Below are 12,631 nucleotides of genomic sequence, written 5' to 3' on the forward strand. Positions count from 1 at the left end.
CTCCCGACGGGAAACGAAAAAGCCCGGTTTCAAACCGGGCTCGAACGAACATGCCTATTGACAATGGCTTTCTCATATTAAAGAAAGGCCTCCATCGCTGGAGGCCTAACAATTCGGTGGTGGGCGATGAGGGATTCGAACCCCCAGCCTTGTGCGTGTAAAGCACCTGCGCTAACCGTTGCGCCAATCGCCCGTGCGGAGAGAGTATAGCAAAACAATCGCCTCATTCACCTCATATCCATTAAAGGTAACTGGCACGTGTCGCAGCGGAGCTGATTCAGTTGAGATTGCCTGAACATTCCGCCCCTCTTTACGCCCTCGGGTATACTCAAAAGCTACTGATTCGATTTGATGCCCAGCAACAGCAGAGGGGATAGTATATGTGCGGTTTTGTCGGTTTTGTCGGTGGGACGGATAACCAATCCGAGGTGCTCACCAAGATGATGGACCGCATCGTCCATCGCGGTCCCGACATGGGCGGTCAGTTTATCGACGGCCGCGTTGCCCTCGGCTTCCGCCGCCTGTCGATCCTCGACCTGACCGAGGCTGGCGCCCAACCCATGGCCAACGAGGACGGTAGCGTCGTCATTGTCTTCAACGGCGAGATCTACAACTTCCAAGAACTCCGTTCCGAGCTCGAGGCCAAGGGCTACAAGTTCCACTGCGGCGCCGACACCGAGAGCCTCCTGCACGGCTACGAGGAGTGGGGCGAGGCCGTCCTCGATCGCCTGCGCGGTATGTACGCCTTCGTCATCTGGGACAAAAAGAAGAACAAGCTTTTTGGCGCCCGTGACATCTTTGGCATCAAGCCGCTTTACTACTATCCCATGGCCGATGCGGGCGACGGCGCTCCGGGCGTGCTCTTTGGCTCCGAGATCAAGAGCTTCCTGGACTACCCGCACTTCCACAAGGCGGTCAACAAAAAGGCCCTGCGTCCGTACATGACGCTGCAGTATTCGGCAACCGAGGAGACCTTCTTCGAGGGTGTCTACAAGCTGCCGCCGGCGCACTACTTTACCGTCGATATCCCGACCGGCAAGATGAACATCGAGCGTTACTGGGATTGCGATTACTCTGCCGTCGAGAAGCCGTTCGAAGAGTACGTCGACGAGCTGGACGAGGTCGTGCACGAGAGCGTCGAGGCCCATCGCATCGCCGACGTCAAGGTCGCGTCGTTCCTCTCCGGTGGCGTCGACTCCAGCTACATTGCCGCTTGCCTCATGCCCGACAAGACCTTCTCGGTGGGCTTTGACTACAAGAACTTCAACGAGACCAACTACGCCAAGGAGCTTTCCGATAAGCTCGGCGTCGAGAACGTTCGCAAGATGATTACCGCCGACGAGTTCTTCGGTGCGCTTGAGGATATCCAGTATCACATGGACGAGCCGCAGTCCAACCTGTCTTCCGTGCCGCTGTGGTTCTTGGCCGAGATGGCCCGCAAGGACGTCACCGTGGTGCTTTCGGGCGAAGGCGCCGACGAACTCTTTGGCGGCTACGCCTACTACGAGGATACGGTCCCGGTGCGCAAGTACAAAAAGATGGTGCCGCTGCCCATCCGTCGCGCGCTCGGTAACCTGGCGCTGCATATGCCGTACTTCAAGGGACATAACTTCCTGGTCAAGGGTGCCGAGATTCCCGAGAAGTCGTTCCTGGGACAGGCTTTGGTATGGCCGGAGCGCGAGGTCGACGGCGTGCTCAAGCCCGAGTACAACACCGGCGACGGCGCCTTCGAGCTCGCTGCACCCATCTACGCACGCGTGAAGGGTCAGCCCGAACTGGTCAAGAAGCAGTACCTGGACATGAACATGTGGCTCCCGGGCGACATTCTGCTCAAGGCCGACAAGATGTGCATGGCGCACTCGCTGGAGCTGCGCGTGCCCTTCCTGGACCGCAAAGTCATGGAGTTCGCCGAGCACATTCCCGACCGCTACCGCATCAACGAGAACGGCAACAAACAGGTACTCCGCCACGCTGCCAACAAGTCGCTGCCCGATGAGTGGGCCACCCGTCCCAAGGTGGGCTTCCCGGTGCCGATTGTCTACTGGCTGCGCGAGCAAAAGTGGTACGACTATGTCAAGGAGTACTTCACCGCGCCGTGGGCAAGTGAGTTCTTCAATACCGACGAGCTCATGCACCTGCTCGATCTGCACTTTGCGGGCAAGGGCGATTTCCAGCGCAAGATCTATACGCCGCTCGTGTTCCTAGTGTGGTACAAGCGCTTCTTTATCGACGAGGGCCAGCCTTCTGTTCAGGCTGCCTAGTCTCGGCCTACGAATGCCTGCGCGTAACGGCTCCTCCGGGAGCCGTTTTTGCGCGAGCACGTTTCAGTTACTATGAAAACCGTCCCTGCCAAATGGCTGAGAAAGGTGAAAGATGCACCATTCGGATTCCGCGACCGTGACCACGGTCGATACGCTTGCCAAGCTTCTCGATGTGTGCGGCGAGCTGCGCGCATCAGAGCAGGTTGACGAGCGTGCCGTGACCGGCTGCTCGTTTGATTCGCGCGCGGTCTCGGCAGGTGACGTATTCTTTTGCAAAGGTGCTGCCTTTAAGCCCGCGTTTTTGAGCATGGCGCTCGATGCGGGCGCCGTCGCATTTGTGTGCGAGGAGTCGCTGGTCGAGTCTCTGGAGCCGCTGGCGAAGGAGAGCGGTGCTGCGATGCTGGTTGTTGATAGTGTTCGCACGGCCATGGCCCTGTTGCCGCCGGAGGTCTACGACCGTCCCGACCACGACGTCAAGATCGTGGGCATCACCGGCACCAAGGGAAAGACCACGGCCGCTTTTATGCTTCAGTCGATTATCAAAGCGGCGGGCGAGTCCTGCGGCATGATCGGCTCGGTGAATACCGACGATGGTATCGAGTGCTACGAGAGCACCAACACCACGCCCGAGGCCCCCGAGGTCTGGCGCCATATCGCCAACTGCCGTGAGTCCGGTCGCCAGTCCATGGTCATGGAGGTCTCGAGCCAGGCGCTCAAGTACCAACGCGTCGAGAATCTGCCGTTTGACGTGGCGTGCTTCCTCAACATCGGCCGCGACCACATCTCGCCGATCGAGCACCCGACCTTCGAGGATTATTTTGAGAGCAAACTCAGGATCTTTGACCAGGCAAAGACCGCCGTGGTGAATCTGGGCACCGAAGAGGTCGACCGTGTGCTGGAGGCAGCGTCGACGGCCGAGCGCTTGGTGACCGTTGGCGTCGAGCATCCCGAGGCAAGCCTGTGGGCGAGCGACGTACGCATGGTCGGCTTTAGCATCGAGTTCAACTTGCATGGCCTGTGTGCCGACGAGTCCGAGGCGGGGGAGAAGGTCCTGCTGGGTATCGCGGGAGACTTTAACGTGGAGAACGCGCTGGTCGCTATCGCCGCTGCGCGCGAGATCGGCATCGGTATCGATGCCATCAAGAAGGGCCTCTCCAAACTGCGTGTGCCGGGCCGTATGGAGGTCGTGGAGTCGAAGGACGGCCGCGTGATCTGCGTCGTTGACTATGCGCACAACCAGCTTTCGTTCCGTTCGCTTTTCTCGTCGGTCAAGCGCGCGTTTCCCGCCAGCCCCGTCATTGCGCTGTTTGGCGCCGCCGGCGGCAAGGCTCAGGAGCGCCGCGAGCAATTGCCACGCGAGGCCGCACCATATTCCGACCTGATGATCTTTACGAACGAGGATCCAGCTCACGAGGACCCGATGAAGGTCTGTCGCGAGCTTGCCGAACATGTTCCCGACGATACGCCGAACAAGATCATCCTCGATCGCGAAGCCGCTGTGCATGCGGCGTTCAAGGCGGCGCGCGAGGAGTACGTCAACCCCGATGCTCCCACCATTGTCTTGCTGCTGGCAAAGGGTGACGAGGAGCTCATGCACGTGGGCGACGAATTCGTGCCCATCAAGAGCGACCTTTCGCTGGCCAATCGCCTGATCGATGTTACCCAGTTTGACTAATGAACCATGATGGCGGCGGCGCCCTGAGTACGCTGTCGCCATAAGCGTGTTCCCTCAATCAAAACATGCCGTCCAAGTCCAAACCCTTCTACGTAAACGGAGTAACCATGTCCCACAACACCCTGCCGACCGTTGCCGAGCTTTCGGGCGAGATGCGCGAGCGCTTGGCCAAGGTCAAGTACGTCTTTACCGACCTGGATGCCACGATGCTCGCGCCCGGCTCGTGCGTGCTGCGCGACAACGACGGCAACCCCTCGACCAAACTCGTCGAGGCTGTCGTGGCGCTCGCTCGCGCTGGTATTCAGGTGGTTCCCACCTCGGGCCGCAACCGTACCATGATCCACGAGGACGCGCGCGTGCTCGGTCTCAACTCCTACATCGGCGAGATGGGCGGCCTGGTCATGTACGACCTCAAAGCCAACGATTGGGAGTATCTGACCGGCGACATGCCCTACGACTCCTCTTGCGGCCTCACGCCGCACCAGGTGATCGAGCAGACCGGCGTGTGCGAGAAGATCCTTGCCCGCTGGCCGCACAAGATCGAGTATCACAACGACATGTCGACCGGCTACAAATACCGTGAGGTCACCGTCGGCATGCGCGGCGATGTGCCCGACGATGAGGCCCAGGCCATCCTGGACGAGGCCGGCTGCGGTCTGATCTGGGCTTGCAACGGCCATCTGACTCACCTGTCCAAGCCGACGACGCTCGAGCTCGATCGCGTCGAGGACGGTCGCGCATTCAACATCAACCCCGTGGGCCTCAACAAAGGCGTCGCCATTGCGCGCTTCTGCGAGCACCTAGGGATCGAGCGCGAGGAGACGCTCGCGCTCGGCGATTCCGAGTCCGACTTCTACATGGCCGATCACGTGGGCACGTTCTGCCTGGTCGAGAATGGCCTGACGAGCGCCGGCGCGTCCGAGTTCCTGGCTGCTTGCGAGAACGCTTTCGTTACGCGCGGCAAAATTGTCGACGGTTGGGCGGCGACGGCAGAGCTGCTGGTCGCGGCGCGTTCGTAGCGCGCCGCCGCCGCACTTGGACATGTCTTTTCGAGAGAGACTGGTGAGGTAATGTCCGATATCGAGAATCCGGCAGGCGACACGCGCCCGATTGGCGTGTTCGATTCTGGTTTGGGCGGTCTGACGGTTGCGCGCGCCATCGCGACGGCGCTGCCGCACGAGTCCGTCTACTACTTTGGCGACACCAAGCGCTGCCCCTACGGCACCCGCACCGAGGATGAAGTGCGCTCGTTTGCGTTGCAGGCGGGTCGTTGGCTTTCGAAGCACGACGTCAAGATTATGGTCATCGCCTGCAACACGGCGACCGCTGCGGCCTTGCGTCTGGCCCAGCAGGTGCTCGACGTTCCCGTGATCGGTGTGATCGCGCCGGGCGCACGCGCGGCAATCAACAGCACCCGCACGCGCCGGGTGGGCGTGCTCGCCACCAACCTCACCATTCGCTCGGGCGCTTACACGCGTGCCATTCAGGACCTGGATGCCGGCGTCGACGTATACGGCTGCCCTGCCTCGAGTTTTGTCGAGGTCGTTGAGCACGAGCTCGCCTCGGGTGCGCATCTGCAAGAGCAGTGGCTCGAGAACGAGGACATCTTTGATACGCCTGCCGTGCGTGCGCTGGTGGGTGCCACGGTTGAGCCGCTGCGCGACCACGGTATCGATACCGTGGTGCTCGGCTGTACGCATTTTCCGCTGCTCGTGGGGCCTATCCGGCATGCGCTGGGGCCTGGGGTGCGCGTCGTGAGTTCCGCCGAGGAAACCACGCGCGAGCTGACCGATATCCTCACGCGCCGCGAGCAGCTGGCGGGCGACGCCGCCGAGCCGCAGCATCGTTTTGCCACGACGGCCGATAACATTGCCGAGTTTGCGGTGGCGGGCAGCTTTATCTTTGGTCAGCCGCTCAAGAGCATCGAACATATCGATATCGATGAGCTGAAATAGATGTAAGGCAGCCGCCAAAGCCTTCGCCACATCTTTTGCCGAAAGGAAATTTCTATGGAGTACATGCAGGTCAACCGCGCCAACGATCGCGCCGCCAACGAGTTGCGCCCCGTTAAGCTCACCCGTGGCGTCATGAAGCACGCCCACGGCTCGTGTTTGGCCGAGTTCGGTGACACGCGCGTGCTGTGCGCCGCCACTATCGAGGAGGGCGTGCCGGGCTGGCGAAAGGGAGCTAAGGCCGGCTGGGTGACCGCGGAATACGCCATGCTGCCGGCGTCGACCGGCAAGCGCTGCAAGCGCGAGCACGCCAACCGCAAGGGTCGCTCCATGGAGATCGAGCGCCTCATTGGCCGCAGCCTGCGTACCGTCGTCAACATGAAGGCGCTCGGCGAGTACACCGTCACCGTCGACTGCGATGTGATTCAGGCCGATGGCGGCACGCGTACAGCGAGCATCACCGGCGCCTGGGTGGCGCTGCACGACGCCCTCGCCATGTGGGTCGAGGCGGGCAAGATCGAGCGCATCCCGCTTATCGGCCAGGTGGCTGCCATCTCCATGGGCGTTGTCGACGGCAATACGCTGCTTGACCTCGATTATTCCGAGGACAGTCACGCCGAGGTCGACATGAACCTCGTCGCCACCGACACCGGCGAGATGATCGAGCTCCAGGGCACCGGCGAGCAGGCGCCCTTTGACCGCAAGCGCCTCAACGCCCTGCTCGACCTGGGCGACAAGGGTATCGCCGAGCTCATCGAGCTTCAGCGCCAAGCCATCGCCTAACCTGCCAAAAAGGGACAGGTTTATTTTGGTAGGTTTTATCTGCTGAAATGCTGCGTTGAAAGGTCCGATCGCCTGAGAGGGGAGGGGTCAAGTGCCCAAACGCCCCTCACGCGGCTTGCTATAGAGACAAGGAGGCCAGTCATGGCACTTGAGAAGATTGACATCGACACCCTCGACCCGGCGGCGACCATCGTCGTGGCAACGGGCAACGCCCATAAGCTCACCGAGATCGAGGCCATTTTGGGCAAGGTCATGCCCGAGGTGCGCTTTGTGGCGCTCGGCCAGCTGGGTGATTTTGAGGATCCCGAGGAAAACGGCACGACGTTTTTGGAGAACGCCATCATCAAGGCCCAAGCCGCGGTTGAGGAGACGGGCCTTATGGCCATTGCCGACGATTCGGGCTTGGTCGTTGATGCCCTGGACGGCGAGCCTGGCGTGTATAGCGCGCGCTATGCGGGCGTGCACGGCGACGATGCCGCCAACAACGCCAAACTCCTCGTTAACCTGGAGGGCGTGGCCGACGAGGACCGCACTGCGCGCTTTATGAGCGTCGTCGCGCTCATCGACACGGACGGTTTGGTCACCTATGGTGAGGGCACCTGCGAGGGCGTTATCGCACACGAGGGCCGCGGCGATCACGGCTTTGGCTACGACCCGCTGTTCCTGCCGGTCGACACGCCGGGCAAGACCATGGCCGAGCTGACGGCTGACGAGAAGAACGCCATCAGCCACCGTTTCCACGCGCTCGAGCATCTGTCCGCCAAGCTGACGGGCGAGGAGTAGGCCATGCGTGCGGTGGTGCAGCGCGTGCTCAACGCCGGCGTGACGGTCGACGGCGAATGCGTGGGTCGCATTGGGCGCGGCTACCTGGTGCTGCTGGGCGTGGGTCACGGCGACACACGTGCCGAGGCCGACAAGCTGTGGGGCAAGCTCCGCGGGCTGCGTATCAACGAGGACGAGAACGGCAAGACCAACTTGGCGCTCGCCGATGTCGACGGCGAGGTGCTCGTGGTGTCGCAGTTCACGCTGTTCGCCGATTGCCGCCACGGTCGCCGCCCATCGTTTACGGATGCCGGCGCCCCCGATGTCGCCAACGAGCTCTACGAGTACTTCCTGACGCTTGTGCACGAGGACGTTGAGCATGTGGCGCACGGTATCTTTGGCGCCGACATGAAGGTCGACCTGGTCAACGACGGCCCATTCACCATCGTCTTGGACACCGACAACCTTTAGGTTACGCGGTTTTACCAAACCGCGTAACAACTGGTCATGCGAGGTTGTCGTCTGGTACGTATTCGAGACCGGGCTTTTTTAGCTACTTGCGTATGGCCACAACAGGGTGCTATAGTATTAGAGTTTTGTCTATCTTAGGGGTATTATCCCCTTTTTGAATTGCACCTTCTGGAGGCCCTGTTCATGGAAGAGATGGAAGTCAATCACGTCGACGACATCCGCGAGAAGCTGACCGATATGGTGGGCGATCGCGTCAAGGTGAAGGCCAACATGGGCCGTACCCGCGTCGTCGAGCGCATGGGCACCATCAAGAGCGTCCACCCGGCCGTCTTCATTGTCGAGGTTGACGAGCGTCGCGGCCGCAAGTCGCGTCAGTCCTACCAGTACATCGATGTCCTCACCGGCCAGGTCGAGCTGTTCGACCCCGAGAGCGGCGAGCATATCTTTACCCCGCTCGGCAATCAGCTCGAGGAGCATTAACGGTGACCGATCGGTCCCTGACTCTTTCCGCGCCGGCAAAGATTAACCTCTACCTGGGGGTTCATACCGAGCGCGATGACCGCGGCTACCACAGGGTCGATTCCCTGATGGCGGCCGTCGGTCTTTCCGATACCGTGACGGTCGCGCCGTCGCAGGCGCTGACCGTCCAGACGGTTCCGGCATCAGATTTTCCCATGCAAAAGAATACGGCGTATCGGGCTGCGGTTGCTATGGCCGAGCATTATGGTCGCGAGGCAAACGTCTGCGTGACGATTGAGAAGCGCATTCCATTGTGCGCCGGCTTGGGCGGCCCCTCGACGGATGCGGCCGCGGTCATTGTCGCCTTGGCAGAGCTCTGGGGCATTGATCGCACCGACCCAGCGCTCGACGATATTGCGCGGGGCATTGGTGCTGACGTCCCGTTCTTTTTGCACGCGAGTCCTGCGTTCTACGTAGGTGGGGGAGACGTGCTGGCAACTGAGTACCCCGCGCTGCCTGCGACGCCCGTCGTGCTGGTCAAGCCGCGCGAGGCAAGCGTTTCGACAATTGAAGCCTATCGACGTTTTGACGAGGCCCCGGTGCCTGCGGACAAGCCCGGCGCGATAGCTTCTGCCTTGCGTGCTGGTGATGCCGAGACGGCATATGCACTCATCCATAACAACCTTGGTGTCATTTCCGCACAGATGGAGTCGCAGATTCAAACGGTCCTCGACTGGCTGCGTAAACAGGACGGAACCGTTGCTGTAGATGTGTGCGGATCGGGTGCCTGCTCGTTTGCCATTTGCGACACCGCTGCCACGGCCGAAAGGCTTGCCGATGCTGCCCAGCAAAATGGCTGGTGGGCCTGCGCGACTGAGCTTATTCCCAACACGGTTCAAATCGACGCTTCAAAGAAATAAAAATTTCTCTAGCACGCGGCGAAAATCTTTGTTACTATAGTCGAGCTAACGGGTTGTGGCTCAGTTTGGTAGAGCACTGCGTTCGGGACGCAGGGGTCGCTGGTTCAAATCCAGTCAACCCGACCAGAGCATGAGGAGGGACCGCTTCTTGCGGTCCCTTTTTTTAGCTAGTGTTGTGATACCGCGATACCCGCGGTATACTCATTCGAGCTTGTCTCGCTGTATTGTGGAGGTCTACATGTTTGGACTGAGGGCTCCTGAGCTCATCATTATTCTCGTCGTTGTCCTGATTATCTTCGGGCCCAAGAACCTGCCGAAGCTCGGCAAGTCCCTCGGCTCTACCGTCAAGAATATCCGTGAGGGTATGGAGGGCGACGATAAGGCCGAGACCAAGCAGGCCGAGGAGGTCGTGGTCGAGCAGTCCGAGGAGGACAAGGAGATCGCTGAGCTCGAGGCCAAGCTCGCTGCTGCCAAGAAGAAGCAGGCAGAGGACAGCGACGCGGACGCAGAGTAGTCCCATCCCTTTGGGGTGAGCACCTGACCGGCTTGCCCGCAGGCTAGCCGGTCTTTTTCGTTTTGTTGACAGTTGATTGTTTGATCAGAGTTGGGGAGATATCCGTATGGACGCAAGCCAGATCGTACTGACCGCTGAGGGCCGCCAGAAGCTCGTCGAGGAGCTCGCCTGGCGTGAGGGCGATTACGCCAAGGAGATCGTCGAGGACATCAAGGAAGCCCGCGCGTTTGGCGACCTTTCGGAGAACTCCGAGTACGATGCCGCCAAGGACAAGCAGGCCCAGAATGCTGCTCGTATCGCCGAGATCCAGGCCATTCTTGCCAACGCTCAGGTTGCTGCCACCACGGGCGACCTGACCGTCTCCATCGGTTCCACCGTTTCGCTGATTGATCCCAACGGCGAGGTCATGGAAGTCACGCTCGTCGGTACCACCGAGACCAACTCGCTCGAGCACAAGATTTCCAACGAGTCTCCGGTCGGTCACGCCATCATTGGTCACGGCGAGGGCGATTCCGTCGAGGTCGTTACGCCTTCCGGCAAGACTCGCGTCTACACCATCGCCAAGATCGCACGCTAGACCACGGTCCCGCGTAAAGGTATGTTTTCGCTCCCTGGGACCGAATCCTGGGGAGCGTTTTAGTTTGAGGAGCTAACTTATGGCAGAGAACCAGAACGCCGCCGATCAGGCATCGACGCTCAACGACGAGCGCGCCACCCGCCTGGTCAAGCGCGCCGCCCTGTTCGAGGCGGGCCAGAACCCCTATCCTGAGCACTCTGAGCTTGAGGACTACGTCGCCGATATCGAGGCTAAGTACGCCGATCTTGCCGATGGTGAGGACACCGAGGATGTCGTGAAGATTGCCGGCCGTGTGGTCGCCAAGCGCGGTCAGGGCAAGATCATGTTCATCGTCGTGCGCGATGCGACTGCCGAGATTCAACTGTTCTGCCGCATCAACGACATGGACGAGGCTGCCTGGAATACGCTCAAGGCCCTCGACCTGGGCGACATCCTGGGCGTGACCGGCGTGGTCGTGCGCACCAAGCGCGGCCAGCTTTCCGTTGCCCCTGAGAGCGCGACCCTGCTTTCCAAGGCCGTTCGTCCGCTGCCCGAGAAGTTCCACGGTCTTTCCGACAAGGAGACCCGCTATCGCCAGCGCTATGTCGACCTGATCGCCAACGACGACGTTCGTGAGACCTTCCGTAAGCGTTCGCAGATTCTCTCCACCTTCCGTCGCTTTATGGAGTCCGACGGCTACATGGAGGTCGAGACCCCCATCCTGCAGACCATCCAGGGTGGTGCCACGGCCAAGCCGTTCATTACCCACTTCAACGCGCTCGATCAGGAGTGCTACCTGCGTATTGCCACCGAGCTGCACCTCAAGCGCTGCATCGTCGGTGGTTTTGAGCGCGTGTTCGAGATCGGCCGCATCTTCCGTAACGAGGGCATGGACCTTACCCACAACCCCGAGTTCACCACGATGGAGGCCTACCGTGCCTTCTCCGACCTCGAGGGCATGAAGGCGCTCGCCCAGGGTGTCATTAAGGCGGCTAACAAGGCCATCGGCAACCCCGAGGTCATCGAGTACCAGGGCCAGACCATCGACCTTTCTGGTGAGTGGGCCAGCCGTCCCATGACCGACATCGTCTCCGACGTGCTCGGCAAGCAGGTCACCATCGACACGCCGGTCGAGGAGCTTGCTGCCGCCGCGCGCGAGAAGGGCCTGGAGATTAAGCCCGAGTGGACCGCCGGCAAGATTATCGCCGAGATCTACGATGAGCTGGGCGAGGACACCATCGTCAACCCCACGTTCGTGTGCGATTACCCCATCGAGGTCAGCCCGCTTGCCAAGCGCTTTGAGGACGACCCGCGCCTGACCCATCGCTTTGAGCTGGTCATCGCCGGCCACGAGTACGCGAACGCGTTCTCCGAGCTCAACGACCCGGTCGACCAGGCCGAGCGCTTCGCTGCCCAGATGGCCGAGAAGGCCGGCGGCGACGACGAGGCCATGGAGTACGACGAGGATTACGTGCGCGCCCTCGAGTACGGTATGCCTCCCGCGGGCGGCATTGGCATCGGTATCGACCGCGTGGTCATGCTGCTCACCAACCAGGCTTCCATCCGCGACGTGCTGCTGTTCCCGCACATGAAGCCCGAGAAGGGTTTCCAGTCCGGTGCCGCTGCTGCCAAGGCTGCCGAGGCCGGCAACACCGCGAGCCCCTTCGTCAAGCCCCTCAAGCCCACGGTCGATTATTCCAAGATTGCCGTCGAGCCGCTGTTTGAGGAGTTCGTCGACTTCGATACCTTCTCTAAGAGCGACTTCCGCGCCGTGAAGGTCAAGGCATGCGAGGCCGTCAAGAAGTCCAAGAAGCTGCTGAACTTTACGCTCGATGACGGTACCGGCACTGACCGTACCATTCTCTCCGGCATCCATGAATACTATGAGCCCGAGGACCTGGTCGGCAAGACCCTGCTCGCCATCACCAACCTGCCTCCGCGCAAGATGATGGGTATCCCCAGCTGCGGCATGCTCATCAGCGCCATCCACGAGGAGGAGGGCGAGGAGCGCCTCAACCTGATCCAGCTCGACGCTTCCATCCCTGCCGGCGCAAAGATGTACTAACTTGTTACGCGGTTCTACGAACCGCGTAACGGCTCGACGCTGCGCGGGCCGCATTTGGACAATCTGACGTTCAACTTCAAGGGCGCGACCAGAAGGTCAGCGCCCTTTCGTTTCACGTCACCTTGTCTCAAATGCGACCCGCTCGCTTGCGTTGCCAATACATCGACGTTGTCGGAGTAGTCATTGGGGACGTTCTTAAACGACTAGTCATTC

General features: G+C 60.8%; 12 protein-coding genes and 2 tRNA genes. 13 read left to right on the plus strand and 1 reads right to left on the minus strand.

The annotated features are described in order from the left end of the window. Window positions 1-117: 117 nt before the first annotated feature. Window positions 118-193 (minus strand) — tRNA-Val (locus GPK39_RS04020). 187 nt (window positions 194-380) lie between these two features. Here GPK39_RS04020 and asnB point away from each other — a divergent pair. The 13 genes from asnB (at window position 381) to lysS (ending at window position 12,418) form a co-directional block, all read left to right on the plus strand. Beyond that, window positions 381-2,261, plus strand: coding sequence for an asparagine synthase (glutamine-hydrolyzing) (asnB, locus tag GPK39_RS04025; RefSeq protein WP_161115110.1), 1,881 nt, complete (start codon window positions 381-383; stop codon window positions 2,259-2,261). A 112-nt stretch (window positions 2,262-2,373) separates the two neighbouring features. Then, complete coding sequence (locus tag GPK39_RS04030) at window positions 2,374-3,936, plus strand: Mur ligase family protein (RefSeq protein ID WP_215673970.1); 1,563 nt, start codon at window positions 2,374-2,376, stop codon at window positions 3,934-3,936. A 107-nt stretch (window positions 3,937-4,043) separates the two neighbouring features. After that, entirely contained in the window at window positions 4,044-4,955 is a 912-nt protein-coding gene (locus GPK39_RS04035; RefSeq protein WP_215673972.1) for an HAD family hydrolase, read from the plus strand. A 51-nt stretch (window positions 4,956-5,006) separates the two neighbouring features. Then, window positions 5,007-5,891, plus strand: a complete 885-nt coding sequence (gene murI, locus GPK39_RS04040; RefSeq protein WP_035137557.1) for a glutamate racemase — start codon at window positions 5,007-5,009, stop codon at window positions 5,889-5,891. A gap of 54 nt (window positions 5,892-5,945) precedes the next feature. Beyond that, a complete protein-coding gene (rph, locus tag GPK39_RS04045) occupies window positions 5,946-6,671 on the plus strand; it encodes a ribonuclease PH (protein ID WP_215673975.1) in 726 nt (241 codons plus the stop codon). 141 nt (window positions 6,672-6,812) lie between these two features. After that, complete coding sequence (gene rdgB, locus GPK39_RS04050) at window positions 6,813-7,454, plus strand: RdgB/HAM1 family non-canonical purine NTP pyrophosphatase (RefSeq protein ID WP_215673977.1); 642 nt, start codon at window positions 6,813-6,815, stop codon at window positions 7,452-7,454. Between the two features lie 3 nt (window positions 7,455-7,457). Beyond that, window positions 7,458-7,904 carry a D-aminoacyl-tRNA deacylase gene (gene dtd, locus GPK39_RS04055; RefSeq protein ID WP_148331907.1) on the plus strand — a complete coding sequence of 149 codons (447 nt, stop codon included), beginning with the start codon at window positions 7,458-7,460 and terminating at the stop codon, window positions 7,902-7,904. Window positions 7,905-8,087: 183 nt separating this feature from the next. Beyond that, on the plus strand, window positions 8,088-8,384 hold the full coding sequence (locus GPK39_RS04060) for a Veg family protein (protein ID WP_215673979.1): 297 nt from the start codon (window positions 8,088-8,090) through the stop codon (window positions 8,382-8,384). Between the two features lie 2 nt (window positions 8,385-8,386). Next, window positions 8,387-9,283, plus strand: a complete 897-nt coding sequence (gene ispE / locus GPK39_RS04065; protein WP_338404390.1) for a 4-(cytidine 5'-diphospho)-2-C-methyl-D-erythritol kinase — start codon at window positions 8,387-8,389, stop codon at window positions 9,281-9,283. Between the two features lie 49 nt (window positions 9,284-9,332). Then, a tRNA-Pro gene (locus GPK39_RS04070) sits at window positions 9,333-9,409 on the plus strand. A gap of 112 nt (window positions 9,410-9,521) precedes the next feature. Continuing rightward, window positions 9,522-9,797 (plus strand): twin-arginine translocase TatA/TatE family subunit, encoded by a 276-nt coding sequence (tatA, locus tag GPK39_RS04075; RefSeq protein ID WP_022094895.1) that lies wholly within the window; start codon window positions 9,522-9,524, stop codon window positions 9,795-9,797. A 106-nt stretch (window positions 9,798-9,903) separates the two neighbouring features. Beyond that, entirely contained in the window at window positions 9,904-10,374 is a 471-nt protein-coding gene (gene greA / locus GPK39_RS04080; RefSeq protein ID WP_006234960.1) for a transcription elongation factor GreA, read from the plus strand. 79 nt (window positions 10,375-10,453) lie between these two features. Continuing rightward, entirely contained in the window at window positions 10,454-12,418 is a 1,965-nt protein-coding gene (gene lysS / locus GPK39_RS04085; protein ID WP_215673981.1) for a lysine--tRNA ligase, read from the plus strand. Window positions 12,419-12,631 lie beyond the last annotated feature (213 nt).

The sequence above is a fragment of the Collinsella aerofaciens genome (assembly GCF_018785245.1).
In the GTDB taxonomy this organism is placed as follows: Bacteria; Actinomycetota; Coriobacteriia; order Coriobacteriales; family Coriobacteriaceae; genus Collinsella; species Collinsella aerofaciens_AD.

Excerpts from the sequence above, each read along its gene's own strand:
- tatA (WP_022094895.1), top strand. The coding sequence starts at position 9,522 with ATGTTTGGACTGAGGGCTCCTGAGCTCATCATTATTCTCGTCGTTGTC.
- dtd (WP_148331907.1), top strand. The coding sequence starts at position 7,458 with ATGCGTGCGGTGGTGCAGCGCGTGCTCAACGCCGGCGTGACGGTCGAC.
- murI (WP_035137557.1), top strand. The coding sequence starts at position 5,007 with ATGTCCGATATCGAGAATCCGGCAGGCGACACGCGCCCGATTGGCGTG.
- greA (WP_006234960.1), top strand. The coding sequence starts at position 9,904 with ATGGACGCAAGCCAGATCGTACTGACCGCTGAGGGCCGCCAGAAGCTC.
- GPK39_RS04030 (WP_215673970.1), top strand. The coding sequence starts at position 2,374 with ATGCACCATTCGGATTCCGCGACCGTGACCACGGTCGATACGCTTGCC.
- rdgB (WP_215673977.1), top strand. The coding sequence starts at position 6,813 with ATGGCACTTGAGAAGATTGACATCGACACCCTCGACCCGGCGGCGACC.
- GPK39_RS04035 (WP_215673972.1), top strand. The coding sequence starts at position 4,044 with ATGTCCCACAACACCCTGCCGACCGTTGCCGAGCTTTCGGGCGAGATG.
- GPK39_RS04060 (WP_215673979.1), top strand. The coding sequence starts at position 8,088 with ATGGAAGAGATGGAAGTCAATCACGTCGACGACATCCGCGAGAAGCTG.
- asnB (WP_161115110.1), top strand. The coding sequence starts at position 381 with ATGTGCGGTTTTGTCGGTTTTGTCGGTGGGACGGATAACCAATCCGAG.
- lysS (WP_215673981.1), top strand. The coding sequence starts at position 10,454 with ATGGCAGAGAACCAGAACGCCGCCGATCAGGCATCGACGCTCAACGAC.
- rph (WP_215673975.1), top strand. The coding sequence starts at position 5,946 with ATGGAGTACATGCAGGTCAACCGCGCCAACGATCGCGCCGCCAACGAG.